Below are 22,669 nucleotides of genomic sequence, written 5' to 3' on the forward strand. Positions count from 1 at the left end.
AGCAGCACCAACGCGCTTTGCCTGCAGAAACACGTCAACCACCTCACCATGCCCTAAGCACTCGCTACGCTCATGGGGCAGGCTCTCTTGATCCACTGCTCGCCACAGGTAGTGCTGCTTACCGTTGATCTTTACGAAAACGTCATCGATGAAGAAAGTATCGCCATAACCCCTGTGTTTACGCTTCAATAGGCGGGTATAAATGGCGCTGAACTTGATGCAGAGCCTGCCCCACGAGCGCAGCGAATGCTTTGGGCACCACAGGCGGATTGCTTCCTGGCTGACAGTGATGCCTCGTTCAGCCAGTAGATCTTCGATATCGCGGTGGCTCAGATTGAATCTGTAGTAGAGCCAGAGGGTCTGCCCCGCTTTATGGGTACTGCGTGGCTGATGATGTCCGGAGGGAATCGATGCCGCTTGTAAATATTCATCGGCCGAGCCTAGCAATAGAGCCAATTAACTTGGCGATACCCACAAGCGCCTGGTAGGCCAGCCTGGGCGGGTGATTTACACTCACCCTAGTAGAAAAAAATTGAACACGTGCATAGCGCCAGTCCAAGCTATGATGTGCACACAATCTACCGCCGCCTTACGGTCGGCTCCGATGGAGACCTCCATGAAATTTGCATCTGTTTTGGCACTGCTTTTAATGGCTCACCCGCTCTTTGCGGCTGACTGGCATGCCGATATCGACGCGGCCACCGAGCAGGCAGAAGAGTCGACGGTGGCACTGCGGCATTACTTCCACGCGAATCCGGAGCTTGGCAATCGTGAGTTCAAAACCGCGAAGAAAATTGCTGCGCGCCTGCGTGAGCTGGGTTTTGAGGACATTGAAGAAGGCGTTGCTCATACGGGCGTTGTGGCAGTGCTCAAGGGAGGGCTGCCGGGCCCCACCGTCGCGCTCCGCGCTGATATGGACGGGCTGCCGGTCACTGAGCAAACCGGCCTGCCATTCGCTTCAAAGGTGACCACGCAGTGGCAGGGGCAAGAAACCGGGGTGATGCACGCCTGCGGTCACGACGCCCACATGGCCATTCTTCTCGGTGCGGCACAAGTCCTCGCTAGCATGCGTGAACAGATACCCGGTAACGTGAAATTCATTTTCCAGCCCGCTGAGGAGGGTCCGCCGGCCGGCGAGGAGGGCGGCGCCCAACTCATGATCAAGGAAGGCGTGCTCGAGGGTGACTATGCGCCCGGCGCCATCTTTGGGCTGCACGTGTTCCCCGAAGCATCGGGCGTGATCGTATACAAGCCTGAGGGCTTTCTCGCCGCTGCCGACAGCATCTCTATGACGGTACGCGGCGTTCAGACCCATGGCTCCATGCCCTGGCGCGGCGTTGACCCCATCGCAGCATCTGCGCAAATCATCAACAGTCTGCAGACCATTGTCAGCCGTCAGGTGGATATTTCGCAGGCGCCGGCGGTGGTTACCATCGGCTCGATTGAAGGCGGAAATCGCGGCAACATCATACCGGACGAGGTACGCATGACCGGCACCATTCGCACGCTCGACCCCGCCATGCGTGACGAGGTACATGCACGCGTCATCAGAACCGCCGAACTGGTGGCCGAGAGCTTCGGGGCGACTGCCGAGGTCCAGATTGACAAAGGTTATCCGGTCACGATGAACGACGCGGAGTTAACAGCGCAGATGTCTCAAGAGCTAGATCGTGTATCTCGCGGCGGCAAGGCCGTGGTCGTCAAACCCATCATGGGCGCCGAGGACTTTTCATTTTTCGCCAATGAAATACCGGGTCTGTTCGTCGGCCTGGGCGTGGCCGCTGACAATAAAGCCCAAGGTGAAAGTGCGCCAAACCATTCCCCTCTTTTTTATGTGAACGATGCGGCTCTGCCCCATGGAGTTCGCGCGCTAAGCGGTCTCGCGCTGGCGTGGCTGAATGCTCAGTGAGATAGAAACGTGCTGTAGAGGAGTTTGGATCTGATGTTTTGGGTACTAGGTAGCTGACGTGATCCTCGCAAAAATCGCCAGCAGTTTACGCCATCGTGACTGGACAGATTCGTTTATCGAGATCGGAATAGTTGTCCTCGGCATCCTTATTGCTTTTCAGGTTGAGGAGTTTCGCCAGTATCGCAACGACCGGGCACAGGAACGCGTTCTGTTGCTTGAAGTGAAGTCCGATCTCGAGGCAACGGAGCTTGATTTACAAGGTGATAGGAAAACCGGGCGTGAAATACTTGCAGGTTTAGATCGATTGATTAGCGATTTACTAACCGACTCGGCATCCCCAATTTCTGGAACTGCCGAGACGATATACGTCATGGGCGCCGTCCCGCGTTTGTATCCCCAATCCAGCGGTTTTGAGTCGTTGAAAAGCGCGGGACTAACGTTGGTAAGTGAAGCCGACGTCAGGCGCGGTCTCAGCGACTTGTATACGGGGATCATGCCTAGAGTTCGTGTGCTTGAGGATATTCTAAGGACTTCCGGTCAAACGCGGCTCTATCCGATTTACGCCCCCTACGTCGAAGTGAGCCTCGTGGAATCGGAGAGCGCCGATGGCGAGATTGCATTAGACCACCTCGAGGAGAAAACTGCTGGAGTAAAAAGATTGGTAGGAATCAGCGATATGCGAGTTCTCGCCAAGGACCCACGATTCACTTTCGCGCTCCATGCCCGTCGTCGAAACTACAGTAATTTATTGAAGCGTTATAACGATGCAGCAGAAACGATCAACATGCTGATTACTGATGTTGATCGACACCTGCGAACCCTCTAGGCAGTGGCTCAATGTCGCGACGACTCAGATTGAAGCGACACCCTCTCTGGGGCGAAAAACCTGCTGCTGTCTCTAGTTTTCCGTCACCAGCGGGTTGATGGCCAGCCGAAACAGCTTCTGCGGTGAGGTTATGTAGAGATAAGAAAAAGCATCATCGAACGCCAGGTTAGTGACTTGACCCAATGCGATCGTACCGACCAGTTCGCCTTGCGGTGACAATAGCGCAAGACCATCTGCAATTGAGATAAACAAATAGCCGCTGGCATGCATCGCCATCCCGTCTGTCGAACCGGGCCCATCCGCCAGCGTAGAACTGGCATCAAAGAATAAACGACTGCTGAGCGGACTGCCGTCGGAATCGAGTGCAATTGCCCGGATATGTGGCCCGTCAGGCGCCGAGTTACTCACAAACAGCGTTTGTTGATCCGGCGACAAGGCTATCCCGTTCGGTTTCGCCAGGGTCGTATCGATCGCGGATAGCCGGCCCTCGGGAGATAAGCGGAACACACCGAAAAAGTCGAGTTCGCGGTCAGGGCTGTTCTCGAACCCTGAAAGACCGTAAGGCGGGTCGGTGAAATAGATATCTCCCGACGAGTGCACAATCAGATCATTGGGACTGTTAATCTTCATTCCCTGATAGCGCTGTGCCAACACCTGGTAGTTCGCTGCCGGCTGGTTCAACGGCGCCAGCATGCGCGATAGAGTCCGATTACCTTGCTGCGCCAGAACAAGTTTCCCCTGCTGGTCCAGAGCGAGACCGTTTGATCCACGCCAGGCATGCCCCGAATCATCCTGCGCGTGACCCGAAGGCCGCAGATAGATGCTCAAACCGGCCTCGGCGCTCCATTGATAGATCGTATCAGCGGCGACATCCGACAACAGCAGCGAGTTCAGTTGCGTAACCCAGATCGGACCTTCAGCCCAGCCAAACTCGTGTTCTGGGGCAAGCACTTCGATCTTTCTACCCGGCTCAATGAACTGGAAAAATCGATCGTCAAGCGCATCGGTGCGGGCGGCAATAAAGCGCCCATCGCCTGCCGCCGCAGGCGTGGACAGCATCAAAACACTCAACAAAATGGCAAAAACATTCCGCATTGCGAACAGCTCCGTAGATGTACAAGTCTCGATCGAATATTGAAATCGAGAGATCTGAGCGTAACACTCCAGCCAAAGTAAGAGGCCTCAAGCCGATCGATGATAGCCGTCAGTTTGACAGCCTGAAACCGCCTTAGACCTGCTTCAATCCCGTGGGGCCGGCTCTATGATTGCGCGGCCCGATTGTTCTCGTAAAGCTCTGCACTGTGGATCGCCTCTGGCATAAATTCTGTGTTAGCAACGCCATAGCGGCATAAAAAGTACGTGCCATTTGCGCTCACCCGGGCAGCTCTCACACCCCGTTGTTAGCTCGCATGGAGCCTGGGCTCTTCATGAAAATGATGACAAAGGTTACTAAGAGATTGGCTGTACTGGTCGATGTCGATGCCTGAGGTCGCACTCCTGATCGGCTATGATGATCCAAACTCCCTCTACCCGGCGTTTAGAGCCTGGACGGGAGTAACTCCGCAGGCCGTCCGTGAGGGCTCTCGGCCTGAGGCGCAGAGCTTCGTAGCAAACCACTTCCCGGAGGATTCATGAACCACGTCGCGCGACACTTCGCAGCCGGCACCCAGTTCCTGCACTTCGCTGCCATCATGGCCACGGGCGGCATCTTCGTAGCCGGCTACTTCAGACGCTGGCAACCTACGCCGTTCGTGACCGTGATGATGTACGCCGAACTGGCTACCATCTGCTTTATAGAGACGGTGGACTTTGACGCTTGGGGCGGAGGCCCGAGCCGCTTCCTTATTATGCTGTTCGAGTATGTGGTCTACGTGGTTTTTGCCACCTATTTGTTGCGTTCGGAGGCTATGCGACAGCGGTTCGCCTGATACCAATGTAATGCCTCTACCCGCGCATCACTTCGGCGGCATGCGAATACCACCGTCCAGACGAATTACTTCGCCGTTGAGGTAGGGGTTGGTGACACACTCGATAACGGCATAAGCCAGCTCCTCGCCGCTACCGAGGCGTTTCGGGAACAATACAGACTGGCCTAGATGCGCCTTGAAGGCCTCGGACTCTGGGCCGTGGCCGTAAATCGGTGTATCGATCAGTCCTGGCGCCACTGTGTTCACACGAATCCCCGAAACCGCGAGGTCCCGCGCCACAGGCAGAGTCATGCCCGCCACACCCGCCTTCGACGCCGAATAGGACGCCTGACCGATCTGCCCGTCAAACGCCGCCACGGAGGCCATGTTGACGATCACACCCCGGCTGCCATCCTCATCGAGTGGATCGGTTTTCGCCATCGCACCCGCCGCTCGGCTTAGCATATTAAAGGTACCAATCAGGTTGATGGTCACAACCGCGGTGAACTTATCCAGCGACAGGGGTTCGTTATCTCGATTGATGGTGCGACCCGGTGCTCCAATACCCGCGGAGTTCACACAAACCCGAAGCGGACCCAGCTCCGATGCTCTGGCAACCACAGCCTCCACATCCTCTACACTGGTGACATTGCACTTCACGAAATGACCGCCGATCTCGCCGGCGATCTCTTCGCCCTGCGCTTCATTGAGATCCGCGATAACCACCGTAGCCCCCAGGTCTGCGAGCTGGCGTGCGCACGCCTCTCCGATGCCTGACGCACCTCCGGTAACGATGGCTGTGCTGTTCTGAAGGTTCATGCGTGGCATAGGGGGCTCCCGATTGCTGATTTGGTTGTCTAATTCGGTTCGTAAAGATTCGCGCCTGACCCAAAAACGTTTTCAAGCCGGCACCGCATAGGACAGCATTATACGCATCGCCAATCCCGGAAGACATTTGGAGGTACTAGCTGTTAGACAGTACCTGCCGGCGGCATCCGTTCCACCCCACCGACAGTGCGAACACAAGACACCCACTCTCCCTGCAAGCACTGGCATAATTGGGAATTGTCCTGACTGAGCACCGAATTGGATTCTCCGCTCACTATTTTTGTAACCGCAATCACCGTCTCGGGACCCACCTTCTGCTGGGTCCTCGCTGGTATTTTCGCGCGCAGGATCGGCTGGCTATCGGAGTCAATGGTCAATACCGTATCTCGTTTCGGATTCAATTGGGCCCTGCCATTTTTGCTTTTTTCCAGCGCCGCCCAGCTTGATTTGCGCGACTCGGGCAGTATCACCATTCTGCTGGCGGGCACTCTCGCGACCCTGGTAACCATGATTTTGAGCTGGGGCTATGCGTCGTGGCGGGGCTTTGCCCGGGCCAGCGTGGGCATATTTGTCCAAGGAGCCTACCGCTCCAATCTGGCGATCGTTGGCGTGGCGCTGTGCTCCGCGGCTTTCGGGGAATCGGGGTTATTGTTGGCAGCCCTACCCATCGCCGTACTGACCATGCTTTACAACCTCATGGCGGTGTGGATTTTGAATGCCACGCTAGGAGATCACCAGTCGCTGTCGCGGCTGGCACTGGGTATGGTCAAAAACCCGCTGATTATCGGTATCGCCTTTGGAATGCTCGTGGCCGCGCTACAACTGCCGCTACCGGCACCGGCGGTTATCCTTGCGGACGGCATTTCAAGCTTTTTTTTGCCGCTAGCTCTGTTATGCATCGGCGGAGCCATGAAACTCGATCAACTTCGTCGGGGAGCGGCATTAACCTGGGAAGCGACTGCATGGCGCCTGTGTGCGGGGCCGGCCTTGGCAGTCTCCTTTGGCCTGCTGCTGGGACTGCGCGGCGAAGTACTAGGAGTTCTGTTCCTGTTACTGGCCTCGCCAACCGCGGCGGCCAGCTTCGTAATGGTTGTAGCCGCGGGTGGTAACGGCAGTCTCGCCGCCAACATCATCGTTCTGACCACGTTGTTTTCTGCGGTCACAGTAACCGTGGGGTTTTTCCTCTTATCGCTGGCAGGGTTACTGCAAATCTGAGTGTGGTTATGCGGACAAGTGCTCCGCGAGCTGCTTGTGGAAATGCACAATCGCTTTTTCAAAATAGCCAAAAGTAAGATGCTGGTTAGCCCCGGCCTCCAGAGTTTCTTGAATCAAACAGGCAGCTTCACGATCTTCATCAAAGCCCGCGGCTTTCACAAAAACTGCATCTCGCATAGCCTCTTCAAGCTCTATGCTAGACCCATCGGACGTTCTGTTAGTTACACGATAAATGAGTATTTGCGTGCGAGATGGACTCAGTGGCTCAAAGATAGTTACCGTTGAATGCTTCGATAGAATCGAAACAGCAACGTTAGGGAAAAGTTGGTACACGGAGGTAATCATTCCATCGAGGCTTTGCTCACAAGGTTCAATAGTCCGAAGCTTTTCGATGCGTTTAAACGGAAAGATAACTCTGGAATTAGCACCGAAGGTCTCAACAATATTTGTGTTGTCGAGTCCGTAGGGATAAAAGCTCTGCTTGTGCAGAGACTTGATGTGGTATCCCTCCATGGTGGTCTCGGCGATCAACTTCCAGTTTGACTCATCGCTGTACTCGCTTTGATCAAAAAATTGCTGCTCGCCAGAAAAGAAGTCCGGCGTGTTTTTGAGAAAGCTCTCGTCTATAGGGCCGCTTTGATTCACGTAGACCAAGCCACCCTTTTCTGCGGCAGCAACTTCCACCAATCCATTATCCTGCAGCTCAACTCCCGGAAACCCTTCGCGACCGGGTATATGCCTTAACTGTCCATCAAGACCATAGGTCCAGGCGTGGTAGGGACAAACAAAAGATCGCGCGCAGCCACTGTCCTTGGCAACCGGCATACCGCGATGACGACAGCCGTTGATAAAGGCTCGGATCTGGCCATCTTCACCTCTGACAACTAATAGCGGTGTGCCGGCGGCCTTCCTCGCGATATAGCTCCCTTTCTCAGACAGCATTACCGAGGGACAAAAGGCCACTGGCATACGTCGCAACAGCCCTATTTCGGCGTCGAAACGCTCCTGGGACAAATAACTGGCCACGGGCTCTTTCCATACCGTGTCTCCAAGATCCGTACTCTTATTATCAATGTGGCTAAAAATTCGCTCGGTGATTTGCTGTTCGTTCAGGAGCTTGTTCATACCGCCTCTTGGCTTGGGATCCACTGAAAAACGCCGATTAGAGCAATGTTACTTCCAGGCTGATCGGGACAGGCTACACTCCGCTGTACAACCAGCACTGTCAAGCTAACCTAAGACCTGACGCTGGTGCACCTTGATGTAAAAGAGCAGAACATGGCATCTCGTCGCGTTTGATACTCAGTCCGGCTTAGAGTAGTACACAGGGTCAACCTGCTTCAGTAGGGTTACGCGCAATCTAGCAACAAAACCTCACGGACACCCCTGATGCAGACTCCATCGCTCGAAGAACCAAAAACAACGAAGCTATCCCGCGGGCAAAAAACCGTTTTTGAAGTACTCGTTGTACTCGGCGTAATGCTATTGGTAAAGGATGTTGCCGACCGCTTTAATGCGATTGGCGCGGGTTCGATTGCCATGTGGTGCGGCATATTTGTCGCCAGCTACTTTATGAGCAAGAACGGCCTTAGCTGGAAAGACCGAGGATTGACTCTCCCTTTGGGAGCAAAGAGCTGGCTTAAGTCTGTGGGCCTCGCGCTATTAACCGTGCTAGCAGTACTCCTGTTCATGGGACTTGTTGTGCCGCTCCTATCAGGCGTACTGGGCCTTCACATCCCGGAAAGCGCTACCGACCGATTTGAATTCTTCCTCGGCCAGCCGATGGTGTTTTTCCTATACCTCGTAGTGGTTATCTGGATTGGCGCGGCAGTGGGTGAAGAACTGCTTATGCGCGGCTTTCTGCTTAACAGCCTGATTGAGCTCTTTGGTGATCACAAGAAAGGCGTCACTGCGGCCGTAGTGCTGCACGCGGTAGTCTTCGGCATGTTGCATATTTCGCAGGGAGTCCCTGGGATCATTGGCACGGGAGGCGTCGCAGTTATATTTGCAGTTGTCTATTTGCTTAATGGAAAAAAGTTGTTCCCACTGATCATTGCGCACGGCTTGATTAATTCGATCAGCATTACTGCTTACTATCTGAGTAACGGTAATATCACCTAGGACATGCCTCCTTACCCCTGGGGCTGACGCCATACAAACCCTACGGCTAGTCGACGCGTCACACCCCCAAAAATACGACCCAAACAACCTACATTATTTTTGGCCAAAAACGGCCGTAACCTGATCACCGTTACGAACGGTGATATTGGCAAATATCGCTTCTCCGGGTTTGTCGCCAAAGACGCCAGAATTAATAATCCATACGCCCACAATCCGTCTTGGCAATTCACCGCCGACAGCGGAAATGTAATCCTGCAACACCGATCTCGTGTGACTCTGCCATTCACCCAGACCCTCTTCGCCTGACTGAACAGCGACATGAGTTTCTCTCTGATCCCACCACGGCAGTGGACAAGTAAACTCTGTGCCTGCTTCAAGATGACCGCTCCAAAACCAAGTAAGGTCCTGTCCATTATCAAACTCTAAAGCGATGCTCAGGTAATCGTGATACTGCGCCTCGGTCTCAGGTCCTTTTGCGGGGAGCTGCTCATACAGCCAGTCAAAAGAAACGAGCGTTTCTTCGGTCAAAGGAACATCCAGCGCTTTCCGAATGATGCCCGCATCATTACTGGGCGTTGCACGCACTCCAGTGTGCGCCGCATCTTCGTAGGTCTCAAAAACTGTGGACTGTCCCAAGTACCAGAGATACTCAAAATCATCAGGAATCTGTGGTTCATCCACATAGCGACTCAGCGCCAGCTTCCATCGAGCACCCTCGTTGGCCGCCATAACAGCCAACGCAGTTTCAGGTGCATCCCTCCAGGCATAAACAGTTGCTTTTGCACTAAGGGGGTATTGAGGCACCCCGCCAAAATCAGCTGGGAATGTGCCTCGACGATCCGACCAGTAAAATCCCGCCGGCCTCACCGCCAAATACAAATCACCATCAGTCTTGGCAACAAATGTATAGGTATCGCTGGCAACGTTGAACACGTCACCATCCACACCGATACGTGCCCACAAGAATAAAGACGCGGGCGCAGGAACGGGCACGCCCAGGTTTACTTTCCCATCACCTATTATCGTGGCGGCCTGCCCCGAACTGAGACTGATGTCTGTTTTCTGCCAACCCTCCCGTGAATGACTAAAGAGTGTCTCCGCCCGCTGGAGAACCACCTCGTTGCCACCCAGTTCCTTTGCATCAGCCTTGAGCGCCAGTGGTGTGAGCAACACAACGATAGCCGCCGCTCCTAATAGTAGTGATATGGGATTTTTATCTAATCTGTATCGCATGGTCTTTGCCTCTTGGATTTGGTATTACGCCAGTAACCGTCTTATGAAATCCCAACATGCGCCGACGCGTTCCAAAATACTGTAGGAATACTTTAGTTTTCTCTTAGGTTTTTCTTAGGCCTTGAATTCAAATGATTTTTACTCCAGTCTCAGACACCATTAGACTCGCGAAGCCCACTATCTTTGTTCGATAATCCAACACAAACCGACGCGTTGGCGGCTACTCATGACCCTGTGAGCAACAGATTTAGTGTGGGTATCAATGACGTGGACTTCCGGTCCATGCGGATCACCAGAGAATCACATGTAAGCCCGATGGAGCCGAAAGTACTCGCAGTTTTAAGAGTGCTGATAGATCGCGCTGGCGAGGTGGTCAGCCGAGAACAGCTCATTGACGCCGTCTGGGGCAATCAGTTTGGCGGTGAGGAACGTCTATCACGCGCGATTTCACTTCTTCGCAAAGCGCTGGGGGATGCGCGCGGTCAACACGAGCACATCGAAACGGTACCCAAAGTGGGCTATCGGCTAATCGCAGATATCCAGCCGTCAATCACAGCAGCCAAAACGCCAAAGGCAACAAGCCGTGATCCCAAATACAGAACTTTAACGGTTGTGTGTCTCGTCATCGCGGCAAGCGTGCTGATACTTTGGTTGCTTCAGCTTCCGAGGCCGGCGACGAGTGAGGCACCACTAGATGAGATTTCATCAGCCATCGCCAGACCGGCGCTCGATAACTCTGTTGCCGTACTACCGTTTGCCGATTTGAGTCCTAACGGTAATCAACAGTACTTTTCTGACGGTCTCGCCGAGGAAATTCTGAATGCGCTCGCCACGGTTGAAGAGCTCAGCGTAGCCGGGCGCACGTCGTCCTTCGCCTACCGCGACGGCGCTCAAAGCGTGAAAGAAATCGGCGAAGCACTCAACGTCAACTTTTTGCTGGAAGGCTCTGTGCGCAAGCAGGACGATACTGTGCGGGTGACCGCGCAACTCGTTCGTGTAGCAGATGGCTACCACGTGTGGTCAAAAACGTTTGATGGCGATCTCAATGATATTTTTGAGTATCAAGAGTCCGTTGCCCGCTCCATAGCTAGCGAACTTAGCCCTGCCAGCGCCGGAGACGGTCGTCTTGCCCCGCTACTCACAAGGGATCGGGAGGCCTACGAGCTGTACCTGCAGGGCCGAGCAATGTCCCGCCGCTTTGGACGCCAGGAAAAACTAACTGCGATTGATCTGTTGGGTAAAGCGGTCGAGCGCGATGCGAGTTTCGCCGATGCCTGGGCATGGCTGGCACGATCACATCTCTTTATACCTGTAACGGACCCAGAGCAAGATTCGAGCGATCACATAAGTATGGCTCGTTTCGCCGTACAGCAAGCACTAACGATAGACAGTGACGTTCCCATGGGGCATTACGTGAGTGCGCTACTTCACGACTACGACCTCAACTTTGACGCCTCCTTTGATGCGATTGAACGTGCGTACTCCGCAGCCCCGAACCAGCCGTTTTTCGCGATCCGCCGCGGCCTTTATCATCTATCCCTTGGTTACGTTTCTAAAGGTTCAGAAATCATCGAAGCGGGGCTGCTTCTGGACCCGACGGATACTCTGGGCCTGCTCAACTTAGGCCAAGCCAAAATTCATCTCGGTGATGTGGATGGTGGTATGGCGCTGATTGAGCGCAGCGCGTCTTTGGGTTTCGCTCCCGCCGGTCTACTGAGATGCGTGCAGCTGGGAAACACCGGAAGACCCAAAGAGTCTTACCAATGTTGGCAGCAACTCCCCGCGGTCATTAAGTCAAGATACCCCGAAGCCCTGACAACGACTGAGATATGGGACGATCTTGGCCGTATCTACGCCCTGCGGGATCAAGCGGCTATAGAGCGGGTAAGCTCCATCGCCCTTCAAGTCGCCAACGACCCGAGCGTACCCATGAGCAGCTATCTCTATGGGGTACTTCAAGCGATTGGAGAGACAGACAGATATCTACAGTCTTTCATCGACCGACCGTTCTTGTTAAACGCAAGTGCCCTTCGAATGATGTGGATGGGCGCTAGCAGTATCCCCACTCCAACGCGTGAGGCTAAATTCATCGATTTTGCTGAACGACTGGGCTTTACCAGAACGTGGCAAAAGCATGGATGGCCAGACTATTGCCATGCAAGCAGCCCCGACAAAACGAGTAGTTTTTACTGCGACTAAGCTGCGTTTCTTCGGCTTACAAGGTGCTGAACCCTAACTTGGCTATTGTTAAGATCGGTTGGCAGTAGGTTCCAGTGCTACTGGGCCCTATCAATTCTGCCCTTTATTTAATGCCGCCCAGCTTGGCCTGCGCGATTCGGACAGCCCTACCACACTGCTGCCGGAAATTTTCGCTACGCTGGTAACGGTGACATTGAGCCGGGGCTACGCGTCTTGAAGAGGGGCAACAGCACTCTGGCGGCCAGCGTTCTAGCAGCGCCGTTGCTTTACGCGCTAACCAAGCGCTTTTAATTATCTGTATTTCGGTTACCCTCTCACTGAGACCTAACGCAACGACTGCCTTATGAACGAACGAAGACAGCAGCATTATTTTCTCGAGCGGCAGGTGCTGCGGCTCTATCAACTCCACGGCCTAGGTGGCGCTGTGGCGCTGGTAACCGCAATATCCATAACCACCTCCGTAGCCATCACGCTTGCCGTTTGCTGGCCCTTGTACGCAGAATCCAACGAATCCCCGAACGGCTTACTTATCGCTCTTGGTCTAGCCGTTGTGGTGCCATCGATTTGTGCGCCTATAGCCACCCTGGTGCTTGTCCGCCTGATGCAACGTCTGGAAGAGGCAGTTCAAGCTGCAACACAGCTCGCAACAACCGATGTACTGACTGGTGTAGCCAACAGACGCGGGTTCTTCCAATCCATCGAGCTCCTGGGTACCAATACTGCCAATACTCAGCTGTGCCTCGTTGGCATTCTTGACTGCGACAGTTTCAAGCAAATCAACGACTCTTTTGGTCACTCCGCTGGTGATGCAGCCCTGATCGAGATCGCTCGGCGACTCTCATCGGTAGTAGGAGAAGAGGGATGCATTGGCAGGTTAGGAGGGGACGAATTTGGCTTCGTTGTTGTTGCAGGTGAAGATGCAGTACGTCGCAAACAACAAGAGATCAAAGAGCGCTGTGAGCGTTTAGCGATAGATCTTCCGGACTCAAGCCAAGCCATCATTCTTCACAGCAGCATTGGTACGGCGCTGCAAAGCTCCGGAGAATCCGTTGAGGAGGCTCTTACGCGAGCAGATCAACAACTCTATTCCTCGAAACGTGCCAATCGAGAACAAAGTATTCGGGCAGCAACGCGCTCCGCCTAAGCAGCGTATCTCCAGCCTCACAATGCAAACCTCCCTCGCAGTGACGCAGCGGAGGTCGTGGGCTAAGGAAATGGAAAACCGGGTTCCGCCAATCAAAGAAAGGCCACTCCCACATGATCTTGAAAAGTGCGCTACGCTGCTGCGACCACACGGTGGGTATGACCCTCCTCGCATAGACAAAACGAGTCCCATTTATGTTCGACGAACCTGGCTTTCCACGCGATGCCGACCTGGAATATTCTGGAATGGCGCTCGAAACATTTGTTTACTGTAGCCGTGCATCCAAAGGCGTCGGTGACGTCGAGGTGAACCGCATTATCGACTTCTCTCAACGCAGCAATGCCGCCCGACGCATCACCGGGATGCTCGTTTTCGGCAGTGGTGTCTTCTTCCAATGGGTCGAGGGTCCGCCCACCGAAGTGAAAAGCCTGATTAAAAGCATTTATGGTGATTCGCGGCACCACGATATTGTGGAGTTGGACCGCAGTGTCGATAATCGCGAGCGTCTTTACCCGGCATGGGAAATGGAGCGGGTGGAAGCAGACGACATCCGCACAGTACTGCAGGACGCGCTCGAAAGCGCCGAAGATGAAAACAGCGTCGCGGCATTAAAACGCATACTCGTCCACCTTGGTTCGGCACCGTTGGCCTCCCTTGGGGGAAGTTAACGTGGCAGCATTGAAAGAAGACTCAATCCTTAACCCTGCAGGGTTTTCAGAAACTTTCTAATCCGCTCTGCATTTGCGCCTACGTCACTCATACCAACCCGAGACTTGGACCGCACATCCAGCCGACTACCGCCCTCTGCTTTAGCGATCCTGATCACCACGTCGTCCTTGAACCCAAACCAAAAGGTCGTCTCTGTAGCTTCGATTCGCCCATCAGAAGGTTCCCTTGCCACAATCTCCCAGCCCATTCCTTCGGCCACCGCCAGTGCGCGCTCAAACGCCTGATCCGTGGGTATGGCAAGAGCGAGCGTACTGATGTCCGGGTAGGCCTCGCGCTGCTGCGATGCCACTTCCTCGCCCAGGTATTCTGGAGGGTTGGGCGCATCCACGCGCAACGGCAGCACGGCAACGAAACCAGGGGGATTCGTCGTATCGGTGCTGATGTCGTGTATGTACGGCAATGATCGCACTTTCTGTACACCGCTCCACGGCAAGTAGGCAGTGCCAAGACCCAGCACCAAGGTCACTACAAGAGGTACCGCTCCCATAGCACGGGTCTTAGGAACAACAAGCAGCAGCACCGCCAGTAACGCGGCCCCAAGGCCGACGAAAAATGCGATTCGCATCATCAGAAAGCCAGTACCGTATTGCCATAGGCCAAAACGTGTACCCGGACCGGATGTCAGCAGCAGCAAAGCGGCAATTAAGGCTCCGCTTATCACTAGTAGTCTTAAGATTTTCGCCATGTCTTCGGCAACCATGCAATTAAGTTGCTGAAAGCCTACCTCGCAAAGGTTCCGACCGCCATCGTTGTTAAGAGCTATTGTTGCGAGCTGTTGTTGTGCGCTAATGCGCCCCGACAAAGTGTTCTAATCTCTAAGCGCATTGCACGCGTATAGTTGTGTAACTTTTCTGCTGGATTTTTTCTGTGCTTTTCACCAATCTTCTCGCGGCGACCATCCGAGATTCAGACTCACTTCTCCTCAACGCGCCTGACAGCTGGAAGCAGGGCCGAACTCTCTACGGCGGCCTAACGAGCAGCGTCGCGCTGCATGCAACTAGAGAGCTTACGGGGGAGACGAGATCGCTTAGATCAGCCCTCATATCGTTTGTAGGACCCAGCGCGGATGAGGTCGTCGCCACGGCCCAGATACTCAGATCCGGTCGCACCGCCGCTACGGTCCGTGCATCGCTTAGTAGTGGAGGAACGCCAGCAACGGAGGCGCTGCTAACGTTTTCGGATACGCGCGAGTCCGCCGTACTCTACGAACCTCAGCAGGCTCCGAAGGTCAGTGCTCCCGATCCCGCGAGCGTGCTTAACTTTGCCGCGATGGGCGGCCCGGCGTTTATGGGGAACTTTGACATAGTGCCGGTGGGCGGTGGCATCCCCATGTCCGGTGCTTCAAAACCAGAGGTCATCTGGTGGGCACGGCACACGGATCCATCAGCGCGAGGTACGGACGTGGGACTTCTTTGCATAGGAGATGTTCTACCACCTGCAGCACTCACGATGACCACTACACCTGTAAAAGTCAGTAGCATGACCTGGATGGTAGACATTGTGGCCGACGATCTTTCAACCGAAGACGGCTGGTACCTTTTCAGTTCTAGTGCCGAAAGCGTGCGCGGAGGTTTTTCTACCCAAGACATGTCTGTATGGAATAGCAAGGGTAGGCTTGTCGCGAAAGGGCGACAAACAGTAACAATGTTCGGATGAGTAGCAGAAACTTACCAATAGCAGTAGGGCCGTACGATCCTGGTGAGTGATACTCGCTTAAAGTCTGGCGCAACAATAATTACCAGTGAATCCAAAAGTCACTCAAAGGGAATGTCTAAGAATGCATGAATCAACACGTTTTGCGGGCAAGACAGTCATTGTAACGGGCTCTTCCACCGGTATTGGCGCGGGTATCGCTCAACGGTTCCATGACGAAGGAGCAAACGTCGTCATCAATGCGCGTAATACACAGAAGTGCGAGGAGCTAGCGGCGACGCTTGATGCCGCGCGTACCCTGGTGGTTCCCGGTGACGTTAGCAAAAGCGCCTTTGCCGACGAAATTGTGGGAGCTGCAGTTGAGAGATTTGGCGGGCTGGACACACTGGTCAACAATGCGGGCGTCGGCGGCTCCTCTATGCTGCATAAAACCAACGACGACGAAATTGACCGTATTATTGATATAAATGTGAAGGGCGTTATTTATCTTTGCCGCGCTGCGATACCCCATCTGCAAAAGAGTGCAGGGTCGATCATTAACATCTCCAGTGTTTCGGGTACTGGCGGAGATTCACTGTTGCCAATCTACAATGCATCAAAAGGTGCCGTAACCAACCTCACTCGAGGGCTCGCACTTCAGGTGGGCAGCATGGGAATCCGGGTGAACGCAATCAATCCTTCGATTACTCGCTCAGATATGGTCGAGGACATCACTGGCAATGACGCTTTGATGCAGGGTTTCATGCAACGCGTGGCCCTAGGTCGAATTGGCGAGCCAGAGGATATAGCGGCCGCAGCCGCTTTTCTTGCCAGTACCGATGCAAGCTTCATCACAGGGGTAAATCTACCCGTTGATGGTGGTGTGAGCGCTTCAAACGGACAGCCAAACTTTATGGCGCTTCTGTAACGCGCCACTCGCTTTCACGATTTTTCTCAGCAAACGTCGCGCCTGGCAAAACCGCTTGAAGTCCTCGGGCTCACTGGCCCAGCGCGCTCTTAAGCTTCTCGACCAATTCCTGGTTGTCATAGCTATGAGGTCCCCAGCTGTTTAGTTCCACCAGCTCACGGATCTTGGTTTCGATGGTGTACTGCTGTTCGTTGGCATTGGGGACCACTACATAGCGACGGAGCGGAGCATCCGAAAGCAATGCGTGTTTGTAAGCGAGCGTGACTTCGTCGGGCTTCTTGTAGGAGAGCTCTACTTCCTCCATCGCCTTGTATTGTTTTTCCATGCCGGAAGTAACAACGCCGCCGTTGCCCACAACGCGGGCCATTGAACGCTTCGCTGCGCTGCGCCGAATCTGTGTTTGATAGTTCCCGGGCTCGATAACACTGATCTTGACGCCCAGAGGCTCGAGTTCAGCGGCGAGGGAATCAGTAAATGCCTCGATGTAGTGCTTACTGCCGCTATATGCTGCAAAGCCTGGCCCCGACACAGTTCCCGCTATTGATCCCGTTGTCGCAATGCGTCCTTTCGACTCGATCACCATCGGGCCGAACGCCTTAGTCGTACGCAGCACTCCTTCAACGTTCACTTGATACACCAAATTCATAACGTCAATCTCGGTGTCCAACACTGAGCCGCCATCGTAGATGCCTGCATTGTTTACCAATGCATACAGGCCTGTTCCACTATCTTCGATGAACTGCACGGCAGCGTCGATCTCATCCTGCTTGGTCACATCCAAGCGAACCGCTGTAATGTTGTCTATTGCATTAAGCTCCGCCATTTCGGCGTCGGTACGCGCGCCTGCGTAAACATGGTGACCTTCCCTGGCAAGCGTTTCCGCTAAATTGCGGCCGATGCCGGATGTTGCTCCGGTTATCAATATGGATTTCTGTGGTTCGGGGCTCTGAGCCGCAGCAGCAAGCGTCATAGTCACCAAAAAGATGCCCGCTAGGCGTGAAAGTAGTCTGGACATTTTGTGTCTCCGGATAATGAGTTGCAGGAGCGTAGCATAGGTATCACATCGGAATACTGCTGACATATCTGCGTCTTTTTGGACTCGTAGGATGTTGCTCCATGCACGCTCTGTTATAAGGGGAATGCTGTTACTTCTAATTCGCCGTCCAGGTTTTCCGTAGTAAGGACGCACTCATCATCAGGGAGAATAAATTTTGCAAACACCAGTCGAAAATTTGAGCGTTATTCTCGAGCATCAAAAAGCCGCATTCTTAAAAACCCCAACGCCAACGCTCAAACAGCGCACAGAGTGGCTGGATGCTGTCATCGCCATGATGCTGTCTTACCGTACAAAAATTCTTGACGCACTGAACACGGACTTTGCCACCCACCCCACCATGCAGGGTGATTTCATTGAGGTGTTTGGCATGCTGGGTCGCGCCGAATACAACAAGGCGAATCTTGAGCAATGGATGCAACCCTCCCCACGGGAGACTGACCCCGCGATGCACGGGGAAAGTTCGGCCTATGTGATGCGTCAGCCCAAGGGAGTGATCGGAAATATGAGCCCTTGGAATTTCCCCTTTGACCTAACTATCGGGCCACTCTGCGACATGCTCGCTGCGGGCAACCGGGTCATGATCAAGCCCTCCGAGATTTCCGCAGCTTGCTCAGAGCTATTATCCGAAATGGTTAACGCGACCTTCGACCAGGATCACGTCGCCGTTGTGCTTGGAGACCTCGATGTGGCACAGGCTTTCCCCAGCCTCCCCTTCGATCACCTTTTGTACACCGGTAATCCAGCGGTTGCGAAGCATGTAGCAGCTGCTGCGGCCCCCAACCTGACTCCGCTGACTCTTGAGCTGGGAGGCAAATCCCCCACGCTGTTCACGTCTGGTAGCGTCACCGCCGCTAACGTGGCGAATGTACTGCGTATCAAGATGATCAAGAACGGACAGATGTGTGTCTCGCCAGACTACGCGTTAGTGCCACGCGCTGATTTAGAGAGCTTCGTTTCTCTTGCACAGGCCTTTATCAAAGAGCAGGCCTCGGACTACGTCACGGGCGATGACATCACAGGCATCATCAACGATCGTCATTATGCTCGACTCGAGACAATACTGAATGACGCGCGAACTCGCGGATTTCACATAGAGCAATTAACTGAAGACAGTGATTCACCGAATCGGCGTATGGCGCTTTCCCTGGTGGTTAACCCCTCAGAAGATAGCCTCGTCATGAACGAGGAGCTCTTTGGTCCATTGCTGGCTCTAGTCCCCTACGACACCATCGACGAGGCGATTGCTTTTATCAACGCCCGGGAGCGACCCCTGGGCTTGTACGTATACGGTGACGACAAAGCGTTATGCAACGAGGTCATAAACCGGACGAGCTCCGGAGGTGTCACGATCAATGGCGCGGCATTGCATGCCTCATTGCCAGGCATGGGCTTTGGGGGAACAGGTAACAGTGGCTACGGCCGCCACCATGGTATTGAGGGGTTTATGGAGTTCACTAACCCCCGCGGCATCATGAGCATGGATCAAACAGCCATGGCCATTGAAATCGCTCCACCCTATGGCGACACCGCGAGAGTGATACATCAGTCAATGCTTGACGGGTAAATCAGCTCGGCAGCACCGTGTTAGGCTTTTGCTTGTAGTACGAGAGACCGTGGAATCAGGCAGGAGACAAAAGTGCGCGCAATAAAAGTGGTGGGATTGGCTTTAGCTATCACCGTCGGCGGGACGACCGCCAGTGCCGATGATCAAGCCGACTGGGCGCACTTCGGAGGAGATCTCGGGGATACTAAGTACTCCCCTCTGGATCAGATCAACCGCGAGACCATCGAACGCCTGAAGGTCGTTTGGCGCGCACCTGCAACCGACCCCAAGTTGCTGACTGAAAACCCACGCTTGTCGCCGTCGAACAACTTCCGCAACGCACCACTGGTCATCGATGACGTCATGTACCTAAGCAATCAGGTCGGGCAGGTCGAAGCTCGCAACCCGGGCAGCGGTGCATTGATCTGGCGACAGGCGGAGCTGGAAGGCGCTCCGTCGTTAAGCTTTACCGGAGCAAGCCGGGCACTCGCCCATTGGGGCGAAGGCGATACTTTGCGGATTGTTACCATTCGGGGCCCCTACCTCTATCAGTTAAACGCCCGCACCGGCGAAGTCGTAGAAGACTTCGGCGACAACGGTCGCGTAGATCTCCGCGACGACCCTAAGAACCTGTTTCTATGGAAAGCTCCTGCACCCATTGTAGTGAAGGGCGTTATTGTCGTCGGGGGGCAGCCGATCGCCACCGGTACCGGGGACGTGAACAAGGCATCTCTGACGGGAGATGTTCGCGGCTACGATGTGCGTACGGGCGAACACCTATGGACGTTTCATACCGTACCCCGCGAGGGTGAGCCGGGCACAGAAACCTGGGAAAATGAATCATGGCGCCGGGGCGGAAAAACCAAGGTTTGGTCCATGTTCAGCGCCGACGAAGAGCTGGGGTATGTGTACCTTCCGTTAAGCGCACCTCCCAGTGACTACTACGGCGTGTCACGACCGGGAGACAACCTGTACTCCGATGCACTCGTTGCTCTGGACGCCAGGACCGGCAAAAAGGTCTGGCATTATCAAACTGTGCACCACGACCTTTGGGATTACGACCTGCCTACACCTCCAATGCTGGCCGACATAAAGGTCAACGGCAAGCTACGCAAAGCGGCGATTCAAGTCACCAAGATGGCTTACGTATTTGCCTTTGATCGAGCGACCGGCGAGCCGTTGTTTCCGATCATAGAAACTCCCGTCCCGGCGTCAACCATGCCCGGCGAAAAGGCCTCTGCAACGCAGCCAATCCCCGTAAAGCCTGAGCCCTTCGACCGCCAGGGAATGAGTGAAGATCAACTGATAGATTTCACCCCGGCACTGCGCGCCGAAGCCATCGAGATTCTGAACAATTACGTGTACGGCGAGATGTATACAGCGCCCTCGGTTGCAGGGGGCTCCGATGGAAAGCTGGGCACGCTATATCTACCGGGTTGGGTAGGAGGCGCTAACTGGAATGGCGCCGCGCTAGACCCTCAAACGGGGGTGATCTACGTGCCCTCTGTTACGGTTCCCTGGATTGGCCGCGATAACTACCGTCGCCCGCCAGAATCTAAGCTTTATCTAGAAGGCCCCCGGGGACTGCCTTTGATCAAGCCGCCCTATGGGCGAATCACCGCTATCGACATGAACAGCGGTGAGCATATATGGATGGTGCCTAACGGCGACGGTCCCCGTGACCACCCCGCCTTAAAAGGCCTCGACCTTCCTCAGCTGGGTCAGGCGGGAAGAGCGGCGCCGCTGTTGACCAAGGAGTTTCTTTTCCTCGGTGAAGGTGACCTTGTTGGTATCAGCATGCCAAAGTTCAGCGGCGGCAATATGTTCCGCGCCTACGACAAGCAGACGGGGGATGTGGTTTGGGAGGTCGATCTGGGCGCAGGTACCACGTCACCGCCGATTAGCTATCTGTTCGAGGGCAAACAGTACATCGTCGTGGGTATCGGTGGCGTGGATCACCCCGCGGAGCTCGTAGCTCTGAGCATCGATTAGACTCTCGCTCCTAACGCCATGCTTACTCATCGCACTCATAGAAAAATGATGATCCGCACAGCCCTGGTACTTTTAGCGATGGTGCAAACCGTGGCGGCCGCACAGGACCTTATACAGCACGGTAATACGTTGCCCGATGCAAAGGACAGAGAACTGGTCATAGAAGTCTGCACCCGCTGCCACGGCATTGACCTGGTTGTTGAGCAGCGACGCTCGCCTGACGAATGGCTGCAAATAGTCAGCATGATGGTCGGCAGCGGCATGGCGCTTACCGACGATGAGTACGGTCGTGTAGTCACCTACCTGTCGGAGAATCTAGCAAGTCCGGCGCCACCACAACTTGTCTACGAAGCTCCCAGTTCATTCAATCGCAAGGTGTTCGTAGTTGACGAGAATGGCTACAGATCCCTACGCTTTGATAAGGCTGACGACAGAGATCAAAGCCGGATAAAGCAGGGGCACCCTCAGCAGTTACCGATGCCATACCTGCGAAGCGCCGCTGTCGGACTGGCGGTCCCTCAAAAGCTGGAGCGACTATTGGTGATTGGGCTGGGCGGTGGTGCTTTTCCAGCGTTTATCCGCGCTGGCTTGCCCGAGGTGTATATAGATGCTGTAGAAATAGATCCAGTAGTCGCTCGGGTAGCCGCCGAGTATTTCGACGTGATCGAAGACAACAAGTTACAGATACATATCGCGGACGCTGTTGATTTTGTCAGAGAAGATCGCCCACCCTACGACTATATTTTTCTCGATGCCTATGACGCTGATCAGCTTCCCGATCCTCTAACCACTCGTCGTTTTTTTAGCGACGTAAAGAGTAATCTCGCCGCAGACGGGGTTGTCGTAGCCAACATCGCCGTGAAAAACCATTCAAAAGCCCGAACTGTCGCGCGCAAGCTAATGGGGTTTTACAACTCATGCCTGCATTTACGCAGCACGCCAAGCCTCAACGACGTGCTTCTGCTCTCGGACACTCCTCTTCCTGCCCAAAGTGAGCTCCTGGCATGGGCGGAGCGCTCGGGTGATGAGGACGCGACATGGCAGGGAATAACAGACCATATTCGTGCGGCAAAAAAGTGCCCTTAGACGTGCCGACCCTACCGCCTATTCTACTCAGAAGTGAGTAAAGCTAAGGTATACAACCCTTGCCTTGACAAGTTTGCTTATTGGTCTATCGTAGTCCCGCATTAGTTATCACAAGCTAGCTCATATAATCTGGACTTAGTTTGATTTGATACTCAAAATGCAAAGAGGCTCTTGGCCAAGAAAAACATATGGCTAAGGGTAAGGGCTTTTATCATGCAGCGATCGTTACAACATCAAAAACGCGCTTCATATAAAGCTCTATTCCACTCCATAGCCTTGTTGGCAATTTCGGTTTCTCTCGACTCATCTGCAGGCACTTG

At 54.2% G+C, this 22,669-nt stretch carries 21 protein-coding genes and 1 pseudogene; 14 read left to right on the plus strand and 8 right to left on the minus strand.

Annotated features, from left to right (window positions below):
- Window positions 1-189: DDE-type integrase/transposase/recombinase (locus AB8B76_RS14370; protein ID WP_405273555.1), on the minus strand; the 189-nt coding region annotated here is incomplete at its 3' end.
- A 65-nt stretch (window positions 190-254) separates the two neighbouring features.
- Window positions 255-357 (minus strand): annotated as a pseudogene (locus tag AB8B76_RS14375) (IS6 family transposase); the annotation flags it as partial.
- A gap of 259 nt (window positions 358-616) precedes the next feature.
- On the opposite strand from AB8B76_RS14375, the gene AB8B76_RS14380 reads away from it, so the two are divergent.
- Both AB8B76_RS14380 and AB8B76_RS14385 read left to right on the plus strand, forming a co-directional pair.
- Complete coding sequence (locus tag AB8B76_RS14380) at window positions 617-1,909, plus strand: amidohydrolase (protein WP_405273515.1); 1,293 nt, start codon at window positions 617-619, stop codon at window positions 1,907-1,909.
- 58 nt (window positions 1,910-1,967) lie between these two features.
- Window positions 1,968-2,735, plus strand: coding sequence for a hypothetical protein (locus AB8B76_RS14385; protein WP_405273517.1), 768 nt, complete (start codon window positions 1,968-1,970; stop codon window positions 2,733-2,735).
- Between the two features lie 72 nt (window positions 2,736-2,807).
- Here the strand turns inward: AB8B76_RS14385 and AB8B76_RS14390 are convergent, their stop codons facing one another.
- Window positions 2,808-3,830: an SMP-30/gluconolactonase/LRE family protein gene (locus AB8B76_RS14390; protein ID WP_405273519.1), complete on the minus strand. Its 1,023-nt coding sequence runs from the start codon at window positions 3,828-3,830 to the stop codon at window positions 2,808-2,810.
- A 384-nt stretch (window positions 3,831-4,214) separates the two neighbouring features.
- On the opposite strand from AB8B76_RS14390, the gene AB8B76_RS14395 reads away from it, so the two are divergent.
- Together AB8B76_RS14395 and AB8B76_RS14400 are read left to right on the plus strand one after the other, a co-directional pair.
- Window positions 4,215-4,370 carry a hypothetical protein gene (locus AB8B76_RS14395; protein WP_405273521.1) on the plus strand — a complete coding sequence of 52 codons (156 nt, stop codon included), beginning with the start codon at window positions 4,215-4,217 and terminating at the stop codon, window positions 4,368-4,370.
- Window positions 4,367-4,663 carry a hypothetical protein gene (locus AB8B76_RS14400; RefSeq protein ID WP_405273523.1) on the plus strand — a complete coding sequence of 99 codons (297 nt, stop codon included), beginning with the start codon at window positions 4,367-4,369 and terminating at the stop codon, window positions 4,661-4,663. The genes AB8B76_RS14395 and AB8B76_RS14400 overlap by 4 nt, the downstream gene beginning before the upstream one ends.
- Window positions 4,664-4,690: 27 nt before the next feature.
- Here the strand turns inward: AB8B76_RS14400 and AB8B76_RS14405 are convergent, their stop codons facing one another.
- On the minus strand, window positions 4,691-5,470 hold the full coding sequence (locus tag AB8B76_RS14405; RefSeq protein ID WP_405273525.1) for an SDR family NAD(P)-dependent oxidoreductase: 780 nt from the start codon (window positions 5,468-5,470) through the stop codon (window positions 4,691-4,693).
- Window positions 5,471-5,728: 258 nt separating this feature from the next.
- Here AB8B76_RS14405 and AB8B76_RS14410 point away from each other — a divergent pair, with 258 nt between their 5' ends.
- Complete coding sequence (locus AB8B76_RS14410) at window positions 5,729-6,685, plus strand: AEC family transporter (RefSeq protein ID WP_405273527.1); 957 nt, start codon at window positions 5,729-5,731, stop codon at window positions 6,683-6,685.
- 6 nt (window positions 6,686-6,691) lie between these two features.
- On the opposite strand, the gene AB8B76_RS14415 is transcribed toward AB8B76_RS14410, so the two are convergent.
- Window positions 6,692-7,810, minus strand: a complete 1,119-nt coding sequence (locus AB8B76_RS14415) for an aromatic ring-hydroxylating dioxygenase subunit alpha (protein WP_405273529.1) — start codon at window positions 7,808-7,810, stop codon at window positions 6,692-6,694.
- 264 nt (window positions 7,811-8,074) lie between these two features.
- Here AB8B76_RS14415 and AB8B76_RS14420 point away from each other — a divergent pair, with 264 nt between their 5' ends.
- Entirely contained in the window at window positions 8,075-8,806 is a 732-nt protein-coding gene (locus AB8B76_RS14420) for a CPBP family intramembrane glutamic endopeptidase (RefSeq protein ID WP_405273530.1), read from the plus strand.
- Between the two features lie 93 nt (window positions 8,807-8,899).
- Here the strand turns inward: AB8B76_RS14420 and AB8B76_RS14425 are convergent, their stop codons facing one another.
- A complete protein-coding gene (locus AB8B76_RS14425; RefSeq protein ID WP_405273532.1) occupies window positions 8,900-10,039 on the minus strand; it encodes a DUF3047 domain-containing protein in 1,140 nt (379 codons plus the stop codon).
- Window positions 10,040-10,273: 234 nt separating this feature from the next.
- On the opposite strand from AB8B76_RS14425, the gene AB8B76_RS14430 reads away from it, so the two are divergent.
- The 3 genes from AB8B76_RS14430 (at window position 10,274) to AB8B76_RS14440 (ending at window position 14,050) form a co-directional block, all read left to right on the plus strand.
- On the plus strand, window positions 10,274-12,238 hold the full coding sequence (locus AB8B76_RS14430; protein ID WP_405273534.1) for a winged helix-turn-helix domain-containing tetratricopeptide repeat protein: 1,965 nt from the start codon (window positions 10,274-10,276) through the stop codon (window positions 12,236-12,238).
- A 343-nt stretch (window positions 12,239-12,581) separates the two neighbouring features.
- Complete coding sequence (locus AB8B76_RS14435) at window positions 12,582-13,382, plus strand: GGDEF domain-containing protein (protein WP_405273536.1); 801 nt, start codon at window positions 12,582-12,584, stop codon at window positions 13,380-13,382.
- A 194-nt stretch (window positions 13,383-13,576) separates the two neighbouring features.
- Entirely contained in the window at window positions 13,577-14,050 is a 474-nt protein-coding gene (locus AB8B76_RS14440) for a BLUF domain-containing protein (protein ID WP_405273538.1), read from the plus strand.
- Window positions 14,051-14,079: 29 nt separating this feature from the next.
- On the opposite strand, the gene AB8B76_RS14445 is transcribed toward AB8B76_RS14440, so the two are convergent.
- Complete coding sequence (locus tag AB8B76_RS14445; protein ID WP_405273540.1) at window positions 14,080-14,811, minus strand: DUF1499 domain-containing protein; 732 nt, start codon at window positions 14,809-14,811, stop codon at window positions 14,080-14,082.
- A gap of 167 nt (window positions 14,812-14,978) precedes the next feature.
- On the opposite strand from AB8B76_RS14445, the gene AB8B76_RS14450 reads away from it, so the two are divergent.
- Window positions 14,979-15,767 (plus strand): thioesterase family protein, encoded by a 789-nt coding sequence (locus AB8B76_RS14450; protein ID WP_405273542.1) that lies wholly within the window; start codon window positions 14,979-14,981, stop codon window positions 15,765-15,767.
- A 121-nt stretch (window positions 15,768-15,888) separates the two neighbouring features.
- Window positions 15,889-16,671 carry an SDR family NAD(P)-dependent oxidoreductase gene (locus AB8B76_RS14455; protein WP_405273544.1) on the plus strand — a complete coding sequence of 261 codons (783 nt, stop codon included), beginning with the start codon at window positions 15,889-15,891 and terminating at the stop codon, window positions 16,669-16,671.
- Window positions 16,672-16,741: 70 nt separating this feature from the next.
- On the opposite strand, the gene AB8B76_RS14460 is transcribed toward AB8B76_RS14455, so the two are convergent.
- A complete protein-coding gene (locus AB8B76_RS14460) occupies window positions 16,742-17,686 on the minus strand; it encodes an SDR family NAD(P)-dependent oxidoreductase (RefSeq protein ID WP_405273546.1) in 945 nt (314 codons plus the stop codon).
- Window positions 17,687-17,882: 196 nt separating this feature from the next.
- On the opposite strand from AB8B76_RS14460, the gene AB8B76_RS14465 reads away from it, so the two are divergent.
- From AB8B76_RS14465 to AB8B76_RS14475, 3 genes are all read left to right on the plus strand, one after another.
- On the plus strand, window positions 17,883-19,292 hold the full coding sequence (locus AB8B76_RS14465) for an aldehyde dehydrogenase family protein (protein WP_405273548.1): 1,410 nt from the start codon (window positions 17,883-17,885) through the stop codon (window positions 19,290-19,292).
- A 72-nt stretch (window positions 19,293-19,364) separates the two neighbouring features.
- Window positions 19,365-21,263, plus strand: coding sequence for a pyrroloquinoline quinone-dependent dehydrogenase (locus AB8B76_RS14470; RefSeq protein WP_405273550.1), 1,899 nt, complete (start codon window positions 19,365-19,367; stop codon window positions 21,261-21,263).
- A 48-nt stretch (window positions 21,264-21,311) separates the two neighbouring features.
- The gene (locus AB8B76_RS14475) at window positions 21,312-22,349 is read left to right on the plus strand and encodes a fused MFS/spermidine synthase (protein ID WP_405273553.1); all 1,038 of its coding nucleotides are present in this window, start codon (window positions 21,312-21,314) and stop codon (window positions 22,347-22,349) included.
- Window positions 22,350-22,669 lie beyond the last annotated feature (320 nt).

Source organism: Congregibacter sp. (assembly GCF_045107095.1).
GTDB lineage: Bacteria > Pseudomonadota > Gammaproteobacteria > Pseudomonadales > Halieaceae > Congregibacter.

Bases quoted from the DNA above. Each gene is read 5' to 3' on its own strand.
- AB8B76_RS14380 (WP_405273515.1), top strand. From the start codon at position 617: ATGAAATTTGCATCTGTTTTGGCACTGCTTTTAATGGCTCACCCGCTC.
- AB8B76_RS14390 (WP_405273519.1), bottom strand. From the start codon at position 3,830: ATGCGGAATGTTTTTGCCATTTTGTTGAGTGTTTTGATGCTGTCCACG.
- AB8B76_RS14395 (WP_405273521.1), top strand. From the start codon at position 4,215: ATGCCTGAGGTCGCACTCCTGATCGGCTATGATGATCCAAACTCCCTC.
- AB8B76_RS14400 (WP_405273523.1), top strand. From the start codon at position 4,367: ATGAACCACGTCGCGCGACACTTCGCAGCCGGCACCCAGTTCCTGCAC.
- AB8B76_RS14405 (WP_405273525.1), bottom strand. From the start codon at position 5,470: ATGCCACGCATGAACCTTCAGAACAGCACAGCCATCGTTACCGGAGGT.
- AB8B76_RS14415 (WP_405273529.1), bottom strand. From the start codon at position 7,810: ATGAACAAGCTCCTGAACGAACAGCAAATCACCGAGCGAATTTTTAGC.
- AB8B76_RS14420 (WP_405273530.1), top strand. From the start codon at position 8,075: ATGCAGACTCCATCGCTCGAAGAACCAAAAACAACGAAGCTATCCCGC.
- AB8B76_RS14425 (WP_405273532.1), bottom strand. From the start codon at position 10,039: ATGCGATACAGATTAGATAAAAATCCCATATCACTACTATTAGGAGCG.
- AB8B76_RS14435 (WP_405273536.1), top strand. From the start codon at position 12,582: ATGAACGAACGAAGACAGCAGCATTATTTTCTCGAGCGGCAGGTGCTG.
- AB8B76_RS14440 (WP_405273538.1), top strand. From the start codon at position 13,577: ATGTTCGACGAACCTGGCTTTCCACGCGATGCCGACCTGGAATATTCT.
- AB8B76_RS14445 (WP_405273540.1), bottom strand. From the start codon at position 14,811: ATGGTTGCCGAAGACATGGCGAAAATCTTAAGACTACTAGTGATAAGC.
- AB8B76_RS14455 (WP_405273544.1), top strand. From the start codon at position 15,889: ATGCATGAATCAACACGTTTTGCGGGCAAGACAGTCATTGTAACGGGC.
- AB8B76_RS14460 (WP_405273546.1), bottom strand. From the start codon at position 17,686: ATGTCCAGACTACTTTCACGCCTAGCGGGCATCTTTTTGGTGACTATG.
- AB8B76_RS14475 (WP_405273553.1), top strand. From the start codon at position 21,312: ATGATCCGCACAGCCCTGGTACTTTTAGCGATGGTGCAAACCGTGGCG.